12 protein-coding genes are annotated in these 17,303 nt (G+C 72.2%); 5 read left to right on the top strand and 7 right to left on the bottom strand.

What is annotated here, in order from left to right:
• Positions 1–26 precede the first annotated feature (26 nt).
• Positions 27–1,250 carry a globin domain-containing protein gene (locus B4E97_RS12215; protein WP_029211753.1) on the top strand — a complete coding sequence of 408 codons (1,224 nt, stop codon included), beginning with the start codon at positions 27–29 and terminating at the stop codon, positions 1,248–1,250.
• A gap of 230 nt (positions 1,251–1,480) precedes the next feature.
• Here the strand turns inward: B4E97_RS12215 and B4E97_RS12210 are convergent, their stop codons facing one another.
• The 5 genes from B4E97_RS12210 to B4E97_RS12190 form a co-directional block, all read right to left on the bottom strand.
• Entirely contained in the window at positions 1,481–2,389 is a 909-nt protein-coding gene (locus tag B4E97_RS12210; RefSeq protein ID WP_286960047.1) for a DUF559 domain-containing protein, read from the bottom strand.
• A gap of 231 nt (positions 2,390–2,620) precedes the next feature.
• Positions 2,621–4,171: an amidohydrolase gene (locus tag B4E97_RS12205; RefSeq protein WP_286960046.1), complete on the bottom strand. Its 1,551-nt coding sequence runs from the start codon at positions 4,169–4,171 to the stop codon at positions 2,621–2,623.
• A 185-nt stretch (positions 4,172–4,356) separates the two neighbouring features.
• Positions 4,357–6,177 (bottom strand): glutamine--fructose-6-phosphate transaminase (isomerizing), encoded by a 1,821-nt coding sequence (glmS, locus tag B4E97_RS12200; protein ID WP_029211751.1) that lies wholly within the window; start codon positions 6,175–6,177, stop codon positions 4,357–4,359.
• A gap of 14 nt (positions 6,178–6,191) precedes the next feature.
• Positions 6,192–6,452: a hypothetical protein gene (locus tag B4E97_RS12195; protein ID WP_019285175.1), complete on the bottom strand. Its 261-nt coding sequence runs from the start codon at positions 6,450–6,452 to the stop codon at positions 6,192–6,194.
• Positions 6,453–6,574: 122 nt separating this feature from the next.
• Positions 6,575–7,225 (bottom strand): SDR family oxidoreductase, encoded by a 651-nt coding sequence (locus tag B4E97_RS12190; protein ID WP_019285176.1) that lies wholly within the window; start codon positions 7,223–7,225, stop codon positions 6,575–6,577.
• Positions 7,226–7,344: 119 nt separating this feature from the next.
• Here B4E97_RS12190 and B4E97_RS12185 point away from each other — a divergent pair, with 119 nt between their 5' ends.
• Both B4E97_RS12185 and B4E97_RS12180 read left to right on the top strand, forming a co-directional pair.
• On the top strand, positions 7,345–10,857 hold the full coding sequence (locus B4E97_RS12185) for a TM0106 family RecB-like putative nuclease (protein ID WP_286960045.1): 3,513 nt from the start codon (positions 7,345–7,347) through the stop codon (positions 10,855–10,857).
• A gap of 2 nt (positions 10,858–10,859) precedes the next feature.
• Positions 10,860–11,396: an AAA family ATPase gene (locus B4E97_RS12180; RefSeq protein WP_286960044.1), complete on the top strand. Its 537-nt coding sequence runs from the start codon at positions 10,860–10,862 to the stop codon at positions 11,394–11,396.
• 84 nt (positions 11,397–11,480) lie between these two features.
• Here B4E97_RS12180 and B4E97_RS12175 read toward each other — a convergent pair whose 3' ends face one another.
• Positions 11,481–13,448 carry a PTS mannitol transporter subunit IICBA gene (locus tag B4E97_RS12175; protein WP_084412765.1) on the bottom strand — a complete coding sequence of 656 codons (1,968 nt, stop codon included), beginning with the start codon at positions 13,446–13,448 and terminating at the stop codon, positions 11,481–11,483.
• A gap of 276 nt (positions 13,449–13,724) precedes the next feature.
• A complete protein-coding gene (locus B4E97_RS12170; RefSeq protein ID WP_286960042.1) occupies positions 13,725–14,933 on the bottom strand; it encodes a citrate/2-methylcitrate synthase in 1,209 nt (402 codons plus the stop codon).
• Between the two features lie 95 nt (positions 14,934–15,028).
• Between B4E97_RS12170 and B4E97_RS12165 the strand changes: the two genes are divergently transcribed.
• Both B4E97_RS12165 and B4E97_RS12160 read left to right on the top strand, forming a co-directional pair.
• Positions 15,029–16,159, top strand: a complete 1,131-nt coding sequence (locus tag B4E97_RS12165; protein ID WP_286960040.1) for a citrate/2-methylcitrate synthase — start codon at positions 15,029–15,031, stop codon at positions 16,157–16,159.
• Positions 16,160–16,287: 128 nt separating this feature from the next.
• Complete coding sequence (locus B4E97_RS12160) at positions 16,288–17,268, top strand: LLM class flavin-dependent oxidoreductase (RefSeq protein WP_019285181.1); 981 nt, start codon at positions 16,288–16,290, stop codon at positions 17,266–17,268.
• Positions 17,269–17,303: the final 35 nt, after the last annotated feature.

Genomic DNA, 17,303 nt, shown 5'->3' with positions numbered 1-17,303 from the left:
CGCCGGGACGCGAGGAGAATCCCCACATGTTGTCACCGCAGTCCACCGAGACCGTCAAGGCCACGGCCGGCGTCGTCGCCGAGCACGCCGAGGAGATCACCAAGCGGTTCTACCCGCACATGTTCGAGGCGCACCCCGAGCTGATGCGGGTGTTCAACAAGGCCAACCAGGCCATCGGTGAGCAGCCCAAGGCGCTGGCCGCGTCGGTCGTCGCCTACGCCGTCCACCTGATCGACCCGGCCGCCCCCGACTTCACGCCGATCATGCAGCGCATCGCGCACAAGCACGTCTCGCTCGGCATCAAGTCCTACGAGTACACCATCGTCGGCCACCACCTCATGTGGGCCATCGGCGACGTCCTCGGCGACGCCGTCACCCCCGAGATCGCCTCCGCGTGGGACGAGGTGTACTGGCTGTTCGCGTGCCAGCTCATCGCGGAGGAGGGCAAGCTCTACGCCCTCGGCGGGACCGACCCCGAGCACCCCTATCGCCCCTACACCGTGGTCGAGCGCGACGACGAGACGCCCGAATCCTTCTCACTGGTCATCAAGCCCGCGGAGGGGGAGCTGCCGTCCCACCGCACCGGTCAGTACGTCGGCGTCGCCGTGGACCTGCCCGGCGGCGAGCGCCAGCCGCGGCAGTACACCATCTCCGGCGTGCCCGGGCGTGAGGCCTTCCGCCTCACCATCAAGCGCGTGCACGGCGCCGACGACGTGCCGGACGGCCAGGTCAGCAACTGGCTCGCGGACAACGCGCAGGTCGGGACCGTCCTCGAGGTCTCCCAGCCAGCCGGCGACGTCGTGCTCGAGGAGTCCGAGGCACCGCTGGTGCTCGTCTCCGCGGGCATCGGGATCACCCCGATGGCGGCGATCCTCGAGGACCTGTCCCAGCGCCAGCCGCACCGCTCGATCCGCGTCTTCCACGCCGACCGCTCGCACTCCACGCAGGCGCTCTACACCTCCATGCGCGGGCAGGCCGAGGCGATGAACGACGTCGTCGGTCAGTTCTGGTACGAGGAGGAGGCGGAGTCCGCCCCCACCATCCACCCCGCCCGGCCGGGCCTGATGGACCTGTCCGACGCCGAGATCCCCTCGGGCGCCAAGGTGTTCATGTGCGGCCCGCTGCCGTTCATGCAGGTCGTGCGGCGCACCCTGATCGACAAGGGCGTCGCGCCCGAGGACATCAGCTACGAGGTCTTCGGCCCCGACCTGTGGGCGCAGAACCCCGACAACGCCGACAACGCGGCCTGACCCGCGTCCTGCCGGCCGGCGGCCCGTCCACCTCGTGTGGGCGGGCCGTTGGCGTGCGTGCGTCCGGCGGGCGGGCGTGCGTGCGGCCGGCGGGCGTGCGGCCGGCGGGCGAGCCGGCACTGTGGTCGCTCCCGCGCGACCAACTGCTGCAGATAGGGGGTCACGTTCGCACCTAGTCATTGTGCTGCAACGGAATTCGTCGGTGACGCCATCCGATGTGCAGCAGTTGGTCACAGTGGGCGGCGGCGACGCCCCGGACGCGGGGGGACGGGCGGGGAGATGCCGTCCCTCCCGTCGAGGACGTGCGTGAAGCACCACTCGACGAAGTCGCGGTCGATCATCACCTGCTCCCAGCTGAACCGCAGGACCGTCCACCCCCACACGACGAGCTCGTCGTAGCGGCGACAGTCACGATCCAGGGCCCGGCGATCGCCGTGCCAGGCGAACGAGTCGGCCTCCACGGCGAGCCGCAGGGCGGGGTCACCCAGATCCACGACCGCGAACAAGCCGTGATCCACGATCTGCAGCTGGGTCGACAGGTCGAGGCCGCGGTCGAGGGAGATGACCCGCAGCACCGTCTCCATCGGACCGGACGAGCCACCGTCTGCCTGCTGCGCCACCCGCCTCAGCGCCCGGGCACCTGGCCCTCGCGCGCGGCGTGCGAGCGAGACCAGGTCGTCCGGGGTGACCAGGCTCGAGCGCAAGGCGGAGTCCGCGACGCACAGCGCCTCCTCGAACGGCAGGTCGCGTGCGCAGTCCACCACCGTGCGCAGGGGCGTGGTGACTCCCTGCGCGTGGTCGCCCGGCCCCAGGTGCCGGAGCCTGATCTCGCAGCAGTCCTCGTCCGCCCGGGTCACGTGGTGCGTGCCCGGCACCGTGACCTGCGGACGCGCCGGCGGGGTGCGCACCTTGAACCCGTGATGCACCGCGGCGCTGAGGTGCGACACGACCCCGTGGTGCCGCTCCGCCTCGCGCCGCGCGGCGTGAAGTCCGGGCGTGGCATAGCGGTCGCGGCTCAGGCGCTCGACCTCGCCACGCGTCATCGCTGCGGTGACGGCGCGGCGGGTGACGTGCGGCTGCAGCTCGGACCACGTCGCGACGTGCCCCAGCTCGGCGATCATCTCGGCAACGGTGCGCATCGGACCAGCATGCCCAGGTCCGGCGGGCGGCCGAGCGCGTCATCCACAGGACCCTGGCCCGCCTCGTGGCTACCGAGGTGCTGGGTGGCTGGTGCTGGAGCGCTACCCGCGATCAACTGCTGCACATCCGGCTGCGTCGCGGCACTCGCGCGCTGTGCCACAACGGAATTCGCGGTATGCGTGCGCGGTAGTGCAGCAGTTGTGCACGCGGCAGTGCGCGCGGCATACGGCTCAGAGGCCGTGGACCAGGCGGCCGGCGACGATCGTGGCGCCGGCGCGCATCCGCCGCAGCCCGTGCGCAACCTCGCGCGAGTCCCCCTGCAGGGCAAGGGGGTCCGTGTCGAGCAGGACGACGTCGCCGCGTGATCCGGGCACGAGCCGCTGACCGTCGACCGAGGCGGCGAGCGCCTCGCGCACGGAGATGGCCTGCTCCGGGTGCCACGGCGCGCGGTCATCGCCGGAACGGTGGACCGCGGCAGCCATCGCGAGCCAGGGGTCGAGCGGGGACACGGGGGCGTCGGACCCGAGGGCCAGCCCGATGCCGGCGTCGAGCATCGACCGCAGCACGAAGCAGCGTTCGGTCCGGTCGGCCCAGCAGCCGTCGCTCACGTCGCGGTCGTCGAGCAGGTGCGCGGGCTGGACGCTGGCGCGCAGGCCCAGCGCCGCGAGCCGAGGCACGTCGGGCCACCGCACGAGCTGGGCGTGCTCGATCGAGCCGTGTGCCCGCGTCGCCGCGAAGGCGTCGAGGGCGATCTCGACCGCGGCGTCCCCGATGGCGTGCACGGCGCACTCGAGCCCCGCCCGGGCGGCCTGGCCGAGGAGCTCCACCAGCTGCTCGGCCGAGTAGTTCTGCGCGCCGCGTCCGGTCCCGTCGAGGTAGGGCGAGCAGCAGTGCGCCGTACGGGTGTTGAGCGAGCCGTCGGAGATGAGCTTGAGCTGGCCCATGGTGACCAGTCCGGTCGCGTCCAGCGGGTCCCCGGTGCGCAGACCGCGGGCGAGCACGTCGGCCAGACCGTCCTCGTAGGTCGATGCCCGCACCCTCAGCGTGTCCAGTCCCGCGGCCACCCGGCCCGGCCACGACCCCAGCGCCCCGCCGAACTCGAAGTCCACGACGCCGACGACGCCGAGCTCGGCGGCCGATCGCAGCACGGTCCGAAGGCCGTCGTCGAGGTGCGGGTCGGGCCCGAACGTCGCCCCCAGACGCCCGTAGGCCGCGAACCACGGCCCTTCCTCCACCACGCCCGCGCCAGCCCCGGTCGGGAAGCCCAGTCGTTGCAGCGCAACGGAGTTCATCCACCCGTGATGGGCGTCGCCGCTGATGAGGACGACGGGGTGATCGCCGCTGACCTCGTCCAGCGCGGCGGCGGTGCGAGCCTCGGTCCAGGTCGACGAGCGATGTCCCCAGCCCTGGACCACGCTGGTCCGGTCGGCCGTCCCGAGCTCCGCGACCCGGCGGCGCACCAGCTCGACGACGTCGCCCGGCCCCGTGGCGAGCGTCGTGTCGAGCCGCACCTGCTGCAGCGCCCACTGGTCGAGGTGGACGTGCTGGTCCCACAGGCCCGGTATGCCGAAGCGGCCACCGGCGTCGAGCACGTCGACGCCCTGGCCCGCGCGACCCGTCAGGCGTGGGCCGACCTCGCGGATCACCCCGTCGATCACCAAGACGTCAACAGGCTCGACCGGCTCGACAGGTTCGCCTCGCGACAGCGACGCCGCCCTGCCGGCGGGCCCGTCGAGGCCGACCGGGCGCACGTCGTGGATCAGGAGGGAGGTCGAGCTCATGCGGCGACGCTACCTGGCGCGCCGGGCCGCTCGGAGGTGGGCGTCCACGACGCGGCGTCTGATGCCCTGTCCACCGTCTTGCTCGCTGGCGCCGGTCTCGGGCTGCAGCACGAGACCGGGGCCGCAGCCGCAGACGGCGGATGGAGCTCGCGACGGGGGCAGCCGGCCAAGACGACCCCGCGCCGTCACTCGACGGTGACGGACTTGGCCAGGTTGCGCGGCTTGTCGATGTCGTGGCCGAGCGCGAGGGCCGCGTGGTAGGCGATGAGCTGCGTGGGGATGGTCAGCAGGATCGGGTCGAGCTCGGGCTCGTTGCGAGGCACGACGATCGAGCGGATCCCGAGGTGGGACAGGTCGACTCCGGGGTGGGTGATGGCGACGAGCGGGCCCTTGCGCGCCAGCACCTGCTCGGCCGCGGCCACGTTGCGGTCGGTGAGGTCGTCGTCGGGGATGATCGCGACGGTGGGCATGGACTCGTCGATCAGGGCCAGCGGGCCGTGCTTGAGCTCGGAGGTCTGGTAGGCCTCGGCGTGGATGTAGCTGACCTCCTTGAGCTTCTGCGCGCCCTCGCGCGCGACCGGGAAGCCGCGCACGCGTCCGATGTAGAACGCGCTCTGGGAGCCGGCGATCTCGCGGGCGAGCTCGGCGATCTCGCCCTCCTGGTCGAGGATCTCGCGGATCTGCGCGGGGATCGCCTTGAGTCCGTTGATGATTCGCTTGCCGTCAGCGACCGACAGGTCGTGCACGCGCCCGATGAGCAGCGCCAGCATCGCGAAGGCCATGGCCATGTTGGTGAGCGCCTTGGTCGAGGCGACCGCGATCTCGGGCCCGGCGTGCAGGTAGATGCCACCGTCGACCTCGCGGGCGATGGTCGAGCCGACGACGTTGACGAGGGCGACGACCTGGCCGCCCTTGCGCTTGACCTCCTGCACGGCAAAGGCCGTGTCGGCGGTCTCGCCGCTCTGCGACACGACGACGTAGAGCGTGTCCGGCTCGATCACGGGGTTGCGGTAGCGGAACTCGGAGGCGGCCTCGGCGTCGGCGGGGACGCGGGCGAGCTCCTCGAGCAGCTGGGCGCCGAGCTGCCCCACGTAGTAGGCGGATCCGCAGCCGAGGATCTTGACGCGCCGGAACCCGCGCAGCTCGCGCGGGGCGAGGTTGAGGCCGTCGAGCCGGGCGGTGCCGAAGCGCTCGTCGAGCCGGCCACGGATGACGGCCTCGGCGCTGTCGGGCTGCTCGAGCATCTCCTTGCGCATGTAGTGCTCGTGCCCGGCCAGCTCGAGATCCTCTGCGGCGACGGCGATCTCGACGGGCGTGCGCCCGGTGTCCTCGCCGTCGGCCGTGAACGTGCGAAAGCCCGTGGCGGTGATGGTCGCCAGCTCGCCGTCGTCGAGGTGCACCACGGAGGTCGTATGACGGACCAGGGCTGCCACGTCCGAGGCCAGGAACATCTCGCCGTCCCCCACGCCGATGATCAGCGGAGAGCCGTTGCGGGCCACCACGATCCGGTCCGGGTGACGCTCGTCGACCACGGCGAGCGCGTAGGTGCCGGTAATGCGGTCGAGGGCCTCCAGCACGGCGCCCTCGAGGGTGTCGGCGCCGGAGCAGGCGACGAGGTGGGCGACGACCTCGGTGTCGGTGTCGCTGGCGAGCTCCACCCCGGCAGAGGTGAGCTGGGCGCGCAGCGCGGTGGCGTTGTCGATGATCCCGTTGTGCACCACCGAGATCCGACCGTCCTCGCTGCGGTGCGGGTGGGCGTTGCGCTCGGCCGCGGGTCCGTGGGTCGCCCACCGGGTGTGGCCGATGCCGACCTTGCCGGCGAGCCGCTTGGGCAGCGCAGCCTCGAGCCCGCGGACGCGACCGACGGTGCGCACCACCGTGGTTCCCGTCCGACCGAGCACGGCGAGGCCGGCCGAGTCGTAGCCGCGGTACTCCAGCCGCTGCAGCCCCTCGACGAGAAGGGGTGCCGCGGGCTGGGATCCGATGTATCCGACGATGCCGCACATGGGTGATCTCCTGGTCAGCCGTAGATGATGCGCCGCAGCTGTCGCTCGGACAGCTCGGGCGCCGCGACGACCCGCGATCGCAGCTCGTCCGCGATGATGGCGAACGCCTCGGCGTTGCGGGTGCCGTAGGTCTTGAGGTGGGCGTGGCGGCGGCGGACGTAGTCCTCGACGCTCTCCCGGTGCCAGGCCACGACGTCGTCGACGACGCGCTCGGCCTCGGAGCGGCTCAGGCCGGTCGAGGCGGCGACGCGATCGACGATGTCGGGGTCGTGCACAGGATGATCGTGAGGCGGAGGGATGTCATACGACAAGTTCCTGCCCGATATCGGGCAGGAACTCGGCGTTGTGCACTGTTTAGGAGGGTCTGAGCCTCGATCTCGTTCGATCTCGCTCGGTCTCAGCCGAGGTCGGCCAGCGCCTCCGCGATGGGGGTGTCGCCGTCGTTGAACTCGATCGTCTGGCCCGTGAGGCCGGACCGGTCGACCGTCGCGACGATCACCGCGGCGACGTTGGCGCGCGACACGGCCGCGTCCTTGACGCCAGGGGTGGCGATGCGACCGCTGCCCGGGTCCTGGGAGAGCCGGCTCGGCCCGAGGATCGTCCACGCGAGGTCGGTGCGCTTGAGGTAGGTGTCGGCGTCGGCCTTGGCCTGCGCGTACGCGTGGAAGGCGTCGTCGGGGTCCACCCCGTGGTCCTGGCCGGCCCCGTGGTAGCTCACCATCACGTAGCGCTGGACGCCGGCCTGGCCGGCCGCGTCCATCGAGCGGATCGCGGCGTCGCGGTCGACGGCATACGTCCGCTCGGGGTCTCCCCCGCCGGCGCCGGCGGACCAGACGACCGCGTCGTGCCCGCGGAGCACGTCGGCGATGCCGTCCGTGTCGAGCTGCTCGACGTCGGCGACGCGCGCGGTGGCACCGGTCGCCTCCACGTCGGCGGCGTGCTCGGGGTTGCGGATGATCGAGGTGACCTCGTGACCGTCGGCGACGAGGAGAGGGGCGAGGAGCAGGGCGACCTTGCCGTGGCCACCGATGACGGCGATGCGGGACATGAGGAGTCCTTTCCGTTCGGGGTGTCTTCGTGCCAACGACGACACGTCCGGGTTCATGCCCCGAGGGGGTGTGTCGGTGGTCGTTGCTAGGTTCCTGGCAGAGGACCAAGGGGGTCGACATGCACCAGATCGGCGAACGCATCGTCATCAGCGCCACGGACCTGTCTCGCGCATCGGCGTGCGAGCTCGGGTTGCTGCGTCAGCTCGACGTGATGCTGGGGCGCCTGCCCCGCACCGAGGCCGCACCGGACGCGATGCTGGACCAGCTGGCGACCCTCGGTGACGCGCACGAGCAGGTGGAGCTCGAGCGGCTGCTCGCCGTGCACGGCGCGGAGGGCGTGCGCCGGATCGAGCACCCGCGGTCCACGCCGATCGCGCTGTGGGCGGCGCGGGAGGCGACCTTCGCCGCGATGCGCGAGGGCGTGCCCGTGGTCTACCAGGGCTGCCTCTACGACGGGGAGTTCCTCGGCTACTCGGACTTCCTCGTGCGCGCCGACTCCTGGACCCCGGAGCATCCGGCCTACGAGGTGCACGACACCAAGCTGGCGCGCCACGCCAAGGTCACCGCGCTGCTGCAGCTGGCGGCCTACGCCGACCAGCTGCGCCGTGGGGGCATCGACCCGACGGATCGGGTGACCCTCGTGCTGGGTGACCGTTCCCGGCCCACCTTTCCGGTGGCCGAGATCGAGGCGGTGTATGCCGAGCGCCGCGCCCACCTCGTCTCGCTGGTCGCCGACCGGCTGGCCGCCACCGAGCCCGTCGCCTGGGGCGCCCCCGGCATCACGGCCTGCGGGTCCTGCGACGTGTGCGCCGCCGAGGTGGCAGCCACCCGCGACGTCTGGCAGGTCGCGGGTGTCCGCGCGGTGCAGCGCAAGAAGCTGCTCGCCGCCGGGATCAGCACCATCGACCAGCTCGCCGCGTGCGAGGAGCCGGTGGAGGACCTGCCACGGACGACCTTCGACAAGCTGCGGGCGCAGGCACGGCTGCAGGTGCGGCAGTGCCCGCCCGACGGCTCGACGCGGCCCGTCGAGTTCGACGTCCACACCCCCGAGGCGATCCGGGCGATCCCGGCCCCGGACGAGGGCGACATCTTCTTCGACTTCGAGGGCGACCCGATGTGGGCCGGCGACGAGGCGGGCGACCAGGGCCTGGAGTACCTCTTCGGCGTCGTCGAGACCGACGGCACCTTCCGGCCGTTCTGGGCGCACGACCGAGGCGAAGAGCGGCAGGCGCTGATCGACTTCCTCGCCTACGTCGAGGAGCGCCGGGCCCGCCACCCGGGGCTGCACATCTACCACTACGCCGCCTACGAGCGGACGGCGCTGCTGCGCCTCGCCGGGCGTCACGGTGTCGGCGAGGATGCCGTCGACCGTCTGCTGCGGGAGGGCGTCCTGGTCGACCTCTACACCGTGGTCAAGCGGTCCCTGCGCGTCTCGCAGCCGTCCTACTCCATCAAGAAGCTCGAGCCCCTCTACATGGGCGACGACCTGCGCGGTGGCGAGGTCACGACGGCCGGCGACTCCATCGTCGAGTACCACCGGTGGTCCGAGGCCCGGGCCCGCGGCGACGTCGAGGAGGCCGACCGGCTGCTGCAGTCCATCGCCGACTACAACGAATACGACTGCGTCTCTACCCTGCGGCTGCGCGACTGGTTGCTCGACCGGCTCGCCGAGTCGGGCGTCGCCACGGAGCGCTCGCCCAAAGGAGCGCTGGTCGACGTAGAGCCCGAGGGCGACGCCCCGGCTGCCGATCCCGGCGCCGTCGTGGTGGACCGGCTCCTCGCGCTGGCGGGCCCGGCCGACGAGCGCGACGCGGACGACCAGGCGGTCGCCATGGTGGGCGCGGCCGTCGACTACCACCGGCGCGAGGGCAAGCCCTTCTGGTGGGCGCACTTCGACCGGCTGCAGTCCTCGCTCGACGACTGGCCCGCCTCGCGGGACGCGGTCGTGCTGGACCGCGTCGAGGTCGTCGAGGACTGGGGCAAGCCGCCCGGCAAGCGCAGCGTCCGCCGGGTGCTGTCGGCGGTGGGTCGGCACGAGCCGGGCATGTCCTTCGGCAAGGGCGAGGGGGGCGGTTTCCTCGTCTACCCCTCACCCGTCCCCGTGAGCATCGAGGCGCCGAGCCCCGAAGCGATGGGAGCCACCAGCACCCTCGCGGTCACCGAGGCCGAGGTGGTCCCCGGCGGGCGGCTGCGCCTGACCATCGAGGAACGCCTCGCCAAGGGCGCTGACGAGCACGACGACCTGCCCGCGGCCCTGACCGTCGGACCAGGCCCCATGGTCAAGGCCATCCAGGACGCGCTGCTGACGCTGGCGTCACGGGTGGACGCGGCCGGTGGGGTCGCGGCGCTCCCGCCCCACCCCGGCATCGAGGTCCTGCGTCGCCGGCCGCCCCGGCTCAGCGGGCTGGACCGCCTGCCGCCCGTGGTGAACGGTGACGCGGTGGGCGCCATCACGGCCGCCGTCACGGCGCTCGACGGGTCCTACCTCGCGGTGCAGGGACCTCCAGGGACCGGCAAGACCTATGTCGCCTCGCACGTCATCGCTGCTCTGGTCCGGCTGGGCTGGCGGGTGGGCGTGGTCGCCCAGTCGCACGCGGTGGTCGAGAACGTCCTCGACAGAGTCGTCAAGGTCGGCGTCCCCGCCGATGACGTCTGCAAGCCCAAGACCAAGCACGAGGACCCCTCCTGGACGGCGCTCAAGGACGCGCGCGCCGTGCGGGGATTCCTCGACGAGCACCGGGCCGCATCCCGGGGCTGCGTGGTCGGCGGCACGATGTGGGACTTCTGCAACCTCAACGCGGTCGACGACGGCGACCTGGACGTCCTGGTCATCGACGAGGCCGGCCAGTACTCCCTGGCCAACACCCTCGCCGTGGCCCGCTGCACCTCCCGGCTCCTGCTGCTCGGCGACCCCCAGCAGCTGCCGCAGGTGTCCCAGGGCATCCACCCCGAGCCCGTCGACGAGTCCGCCCTCGGGTGGCTCTCGGCCGGGCACGACACCCTCCCCGCCGAGCTCGGGTACTTCCTCGAACGCACGTGGCGGATGCACCCGGCGGTGTGCGAGCCCATCTCGCACCTGGCCTACGCAGGGCGTCTGCGCTCCGAGGAGTCCGTCACCCTGGGCCGGTCGCTGAGCGGCGTCGAGCCCGGGCTGCGCGTCGTCACGGTCGAGCACCACGACAACTCCGTCTCCTCGCCCGAGGAGGCCGACGCGGTCGTCGAGGTCGTGCGGGGCCTGCTCGGGACTCCCTGGCGCGTTATGCCCGACGGTGACGAGCAGCCGCTCGGGCAGGACGGGTTCGTGGTGGTCGCGCCCTACAACGCACAGGTCGGCGCGCTGCGGGAGGCGCTGGACCGCGCAGGCCTCGACGAGGTGCGGGTCGGCACGGTCGACCTGTTCCAGGGCCAGGAGGCGCCCGTGGCGATCATGTCGATGACCGCGTCCGCCCTGGCCGACCTGCCCCGCGGGGCCGACTTCCTGCTGGACCGCAACCGGCTCAACGTCGCCATCTCGCGGGCCCAGTGGCTCGCCGTGGTGGTGCGCTCGAGCGTACTCACCGAGCTCACGCCGCAGACCCCCGAGCAGCTGCTGCAGCTGGGCGCGTTCATCCGGCTGTGCCGCGGCCGGTGACGATGCGGCGGGCCACCCTGTACCTGACCGTCGGGCTGCCCGGGACCGGCAAGACCACGGTGGCCCGCGCCCTCGAGGTCGAGCACCAGGCGCTCCGCCTCACCAAGGACGAGTGGGTGCGCGCCCTCTACGGGCCCGACAACCCACCGGAGGCCCAGGCCGTCATCGAGGGCCGCCTCGTCGAGATCGGGCTCCGCGCCCTGGAGCTCGGGGTCGACGTCGTCATCGACTTCGGCCTGTGGAGCCGGGACGAGCGGTCCGCACTCCGGCAGGCGGCCTTCGATCGTGGGGCGACGGTGGAGCTGCGCTACGTCGAGCTCGCGCGCGAGGAGCAGCGCCGACGGCTGGACCGACGCCAGGCCGAGGAGCCACGCACCACCTGGCCGATGTCCGACGAGGAGCTGACGAAGTGGGCTGCCGCCATGGAGGTCCCCACCCCGGGTGAGCTCGACGGCAGCGAGCCGATCGATGCGCCACCCGCCGGCTTCGCGACCTGGGACGCGTGGCGCCGGCACCGCTGGCCTGCGTCGGTGGCCTGACGCAGACATACCACGAGGGGCCGCCGCGATCAGTCGCAGCGACCCCTCGTGGGGTTCTGTGGAGGTGAGTCCTCAGGGGCTGTGTCAGGCCTGCGCCTGCACGGTCGAGAGGATCTCCTGCACCTCCTCGGGCGACGTCGCCGCCTCGAGGCGAGCCACCTGCTGCTCGTCCAGGAACACCTGGGCGAGCGAGGCCAGCAGGGTGAGGTGGTCGTCCCCGGCACCGGCGATGCCGACCGCGAACCTCACCTCGCTGCCGTTCCAGTCGACCGGGTGGGCGTAGCGCACGAACGACAGGGCCGTGCGGCGGATCGACGCCTTGGCCTCGTTGGTGCCGTGCGGGATCGCCAGCAGGTTGCCCATGTAGGTCGAGACGGAGCGCTCGCGCTCGTGCATCGAGGCGACGTAGGCGTCGTCGACCGCGCCCTGCGCGACCAGCAGACGCCCAGCCTCCTCGATGGCCTCGTCCCGGGTGCGGGCCCGACCCGACAGCTCGATGCCGTCACGGTCGAGGACGCCGCCCTGCGGGGCGCCGGCGGTGGCGTCGTGCGTGACGCCGGACGTGGGGCCCACGGCCGCCGCCGAGGGGGCAGCGACGGCCGCGGGGGTCTGGGAGCCGTTGGTGCGACCGAGGAGATCGACGATCTCGTCGTACCGCGGGCTGTTCATGAAGTTGTCCACGGAGACGTGGACGGCCGAACCGGTCCGCTGGCGGGCACGGTCGGTGAGGTCCTGGTGGGTGACCACGAGGTCATACTCGTCGGACAGGCTCGCGATGGACTTGTTGACGACGGTGACGTCGTCGTGGCCCGCGGCCTTGACCTTGCGGCGCAGGACCGAGGCGCCCATGGCGGACGAGCCCATGCCGGCGTCGCAGGCGAAGACGATCTTGTGGATCGGGCCGCTGTGGCCGTCGGTGCCGACACCCGCACCGGCGGCTCCGCCGGTCAGGGACGAGGCGACCGAGGACTTCTTGCCCTTGTTGGCCTCCATCTGGGCGGTGGCGGCAGCGAGGTCACCCTCGTCGTCGGCCCGGTCCGTCTTGAGCAGGAAGGCGGCGACGGCGAACGTCACGGCCGCGGCGACGATGACGGACAGGATGACGCCGATGTAGCTGTCGCTGGCGGTCTGGAGCAGCACGGCGATGATCGAGCCGGGAGCGGCGGGGGCGCGCAGGCCGGAGCCGAAGAGCACGTTGGTGAACACGCCGGCCATGCCACCGAGGATCACGGCCGCGATCAGCTTCGGCTTCATGAGCACGTAGGGGAAGTAGATCTCGTGGATGCCGCCGAAGAAGTGGATGATCGCGGCGCCGGGAGCAGAGCCCTTGGCCAGCCCCTTGCCGAAGAGCGAGAACGCGAGCAGCAGGCCGAGGCCGGGGCCGGGGTTGGCCTCGAGCAGGAAGAGGACCGACTTGCCCTTCTGGACGGCCTCGTTGGTGCCGAGCGGCGTGAGGATGCCGTGGTTGATGGCGTTGTTGAGGAAGAGGATCTTGGCCGGCTCGATCAGGATCGAGGTGAGCGGCAGCAGCCCGTGGTCCACCAGGTAGCCGACGACGCTGCCGGCGGCGCTGCTGAACGCCTTGACCACCGGGCCCATGGCGAAGAACCCGAAGATGGCGAGCACCATGCCCCAGATGCCGGCCGAGAAGTTGTTGACCAGCATCTCGAAGCCGGGCTTGATCTTGCCGTCCCAGATGGCGTCGATCTTCTTCATCGTCCAGCCACCGAGGGGGCCCATGATCATGGCGCCCATGAACATCGGGATGTCGGTGCCGGCGATGACGCCCATGGTGGCGATGGCGCCGACGACGCCACCGCGGACGTCGTAGATGTTCTTGCCGCCGGTGTAGCCGATGAGCAGGGGCAGCAGGTACGTGATCATCGGACCGACGATGCCGCCGTCCTTGAAGTCACCCCAACCACCGATCTGGGCCACCCAGCTGTTGGCGGCGAGGCCACCGGTTCCGCCGGAGTTGAGCCACCCCTTCTCGATGAAGAGTGCGGTGATGAGGCCCCACGCGATGAACGCGCCGATGTTGGGCATGACCATGTTGGACAGGAAGGTCCCGAACTTCTGGACGTGCACGCGGGCCGACACGCGCTCTGCGCCGCCCGAGGTAGCGGTGGTACTAGCCACGGCCGTTCCTTTCACAAGGTGACCCTCAACGGCGAGGATCCGTGGCACCAGTAAAGCGCGCCCGCTTCTGTCCAGTCAATAGCAAAAGTGAAGAGAACACAGAAATTCGGGCACGATCCTCGCCGCAACGGACAGATCCGCAGGTCCAACCCCCGAAACGTCCCCCCTCAAACGGGCACATCAGATGTCTCATCGCGGCCCCTGGTAGACCCCTGTCAGACGGAAGCGCAGCGGCTCCTCGGCATACTCCTCCAGCACGTGGGCCACCCACCCCACCAGGCGGGCCCCCGCAAACACCGCCTCCGGTGCGTCCACCCGCAGGTCGTGGCGGTGGGCGAGCACCGCGAGCGCCCAGTCGCTGTTGGGGAACAGGCCGTGCCGCTCCCACAGCCCCTCCTCGAGCAGCGTCGCCGGCCCCTCCAGCGCCCCCAGCCCCGCGACCCGCAGCCTGCCCAGGAGGTGCTCGGCCCGCGGGTCGCTCTCGCGATAGATCCGGTGGCCGAAACCCGCCGCCGCCGACGGGTCCGCCAGCACCCGCCCCAGCGTCCTGGGCGGGTCGGCGACCGCCGCCTCGAGGAGCAGCCGCGCCTGGACCCCGGCAGACCCGTGCAGCGGGCTGTCCATGGCGCTCAGCCCCGCCAGCAGGCACGACCCCAGGTCGGCGCGCACGCTGGCGCTCACCCGCACCGCCGTCGTCGACGCGGCCATGTCGTGGTCGGCGAGGAGCACGAGCGCCCGCCGCACGAGGTCCACGAGCGCCTCGTCGTCGGGGTCGCCGCCGACGACCGCCGTCCACCGCGTCGCCTGGTCGGAGCCCTCGTATGCCGACCCCCACGCCTCGCGGGGGAGGAGCGCGGCGGTGGCGGTGGCGATCAGGAGCCCGGCCCGCTCCCGCACGGCCGCCGGGTCGAGGTCGTGGCGTCGCGCGTCGCGCGCGGTCAGCAGCAGCACGGCCAGGCGCAGCCGCTCGACGAGGCGAGCACCCTCGGGCAGGGCCGCCAGCCCGTCGCGGACGTCGGCCAGGGCCTCCTCGTCCACGACCAGCGAGACGGGCTCGTCACCGCCCCACAGCAGGCCCGCCACCTCCTCCACCGAGGCCGCCTCCGCCAGGGTGGACGCGTCGCGCCCCCGATAGGCGAGCCGGTCGCCCTCGAGCCGCGTGATGGTCGTGCGCACCGACTCCGCGAGCCCGGTCCCCCGCCCGAGCGTGCCCGAACGCCCCTGCAGCGCCTCGACGTCCTCCGGCGCGAAGTAGCTCGCCCGCCGGCCGTCACGGTGCGTCGGCCGGAGCTGCCCCCGGCTCACGTAGGCGTAGACGGTCTGGGTCTTGACCCCCAGCAGACGAGCGACCTGGGCCGTGGTCAGCAGCTCGCGATCCGGGGCGGGGCGGTTCGGCATACGACCTCCGAGGGGCGATCAGGCGACGTTGACAGGATCAACCATGCACGCGATCAACGTTGACAACACATTGATAGCAGGCCGACCGTATCAACATGACCGACACCCGTCAGATCGCCGTCCCACCCGGGCTCAAGGGCCTCGTCGTCGCCGACACGACCGTCGGCGACGTGCGTGGCGCCGAGGGCTTCTACCACTACCGCGAGCACTCGGCGCTGGACCTCGTCGAGCGCTGCACCCTCGAGGAGGTCTGGCACCTGCTCCTCACCGGCGACCTGCCGACACCCGACGAGGCCCGCGCCTTCGCCGAGGAGCTCGCGCCGCTGCGGGTCCTCGACGACGCGACGCTCGACCTCGTCGACCGCGAGGCCTCGACCGGCATCACGGGCGCGCCCCTCGCCCAGCTGCGCACCGTCCTCTCGCACCTCGCCACGGGCTCACCCCCCACGTATGGCGCCTCGCCCGCCGCCGTCCGGGCCGAGGCACTGCGCCTGGCCGCCGCCACCCCGACGATCCTCGCCGCGCTGCACCGACGCGGCGCCGGGCTCCCCGCCGTCGCCCCCGACCCCACGCTCTCGGCCGCGGCCGACTGGCTGTGGATGGTCACCGGCCAGCGCCCCACGCCGGAGGTGGAGCGCGCCATCAACCGCTACCTCGTCGCGACGGTCGACCACGGCTTCAACAACTCGACCTTCGCGGCCCGGGTCGTCGCGTCCTCGGGCGCCGACGTGGGGTCGGCCCTGTGCGCGGCGCTCGGGGCCTTCTCCGGACCGCTGCACGGTGGCGCACCCGACCGGGCCCTCGAGGCGCTCGACCAGATCGGCACCGTCGACCGGGCACCCGCCTGGGTGCGCGAGCGCGTCGCGGCCGGCGACCGGATCATGGGGTTCGGGCACGCCGTCTACACCACGCACGACCCCCGGGCCGAGATGCTCAAGGCCGAGGCGCAGCGCCTCGGTGGACCGCTCGTCGACCTCGCGGTCGCCGTCGAGCAGGTCGTCGAGGACACGCTCGCCGAGCTCAAGCCCGGGCGCCGGCTCTACGCCAACGTCGAGTACTACGCCGGCGTCGTCATGGAGCGCTGCGGGATCCCGCGCTCGATGTTCACGCCGACCTTCGCCGTCAGCCGGGTCGTCGGGTGGAGCGCGCACGTCCTCGAGCAGGCGACGACGACCAAGATCTACCGCCCGTCGGCGCGCTACGTGGGCCCTCCGGTCGTGCGCTGAGCCCGCGCGCGGCGCCGCCACCCCGAATCCGCCCCGTGTGGCGGCGGGCGGGTCGGCATACGGGCTGGTGGACGGGCTGGTCCACGGGCGCCGGGAATCCTCGCCGCGCCCGACCGGTTGTCCACCACATGGCCACTCCCCTGTCGATCCTTGACCTGGCGTTCGTCGCCCCCGCCCAGAGCACGCGCGACGCGCTCCTCGAGAGCGTCGCCCTGGCGCAGAAGGCCGAGGAGACGGGCCGGTTCGAGCGCATCTGGTTCGCCGAGCACCACAACATGCGGACCATCGCGTCCGCGGCGACGTCGGTGCTGATCGGTCACGTCGCGTCGGCCACCTCGACCATCCGCGTCGGCGCCGGCGGCATCATGCTCCCCAACCACTCCCCGCTGGTCATCGCCGAGCAGTTCGGCACCCTGGCCGAGCTGCACCCCGGCCGCATCGACCTGGGGCTCGGCCGCGCCCCCGGCACCGACCAGCAGACGCTGCGTGCGCTGCGCCGCGACCCCCGCGCCTCCGACCAGTTCCCGCAGGACGTCCAGGAGCTGCAGGGCTACCTGTCGCAGGACAGCCTGATCCCGGGCATCCACGCCTACCCCGGCTGGGGCACGCAGGTCCCGCTCTACATCCTCGGGTCGTCGCTGTTCGGCGCCCAGCTCGCGGCGGCGCTCGGCCTGCCCTACTCGTTCGCCAGCCACTTCGCGCCCGACGCGCTCGAGCAGGCCGTGCAGGTCTATCGCGAGCGCTTCCAGCCCTCCGAGCAGCTCGCCGAGCCCTATGTCATCGCCGCGCTCAACGTCATCGCGGCCGACGACACGGCCGCGGCCGAGGAGCAGGCCCGCCTGGTGCGCCGCCAGCGGCTGCGGACCATGGCCGGCCGCCGCGGCACCGAGCTCACCGAGGAGCAGGTGGACGAGGCGATGGGGACGGCCTTCGGGCAGCAGGTGCAGCACATGATGCGCTACACGGCGGTCGGTGACGGGGCCGAGGTGGCGCGCTACCTCGCGGAGTTCCGTGAGCACGCCCAGGCGGACGAGCTCATGGTCACCAACGCCACGCAGGGCCTCGAGGACCGCAAGCGGGCGCTGGAGATCATCGCCACCGTCCCCTGACCCTCCCCACCACAAAAGATCGTGAGTGTTTCCTC

Source organism: Arsenicicoccus sp. UBA7492, assembly GCF_002479615.1.
Classification (GTDB): domain Bacteria; phylum Actinomycetota; class Actinomycetes; order Actinomycetales; family Dermatophilaceae; genus Arsenicicoccus; species Arsenicicoccus bolidensis.
Note: the sequence above shows the minus strand (reverse complement) of the source record. Positions and strands in the feature narration are given on the sequence as shown.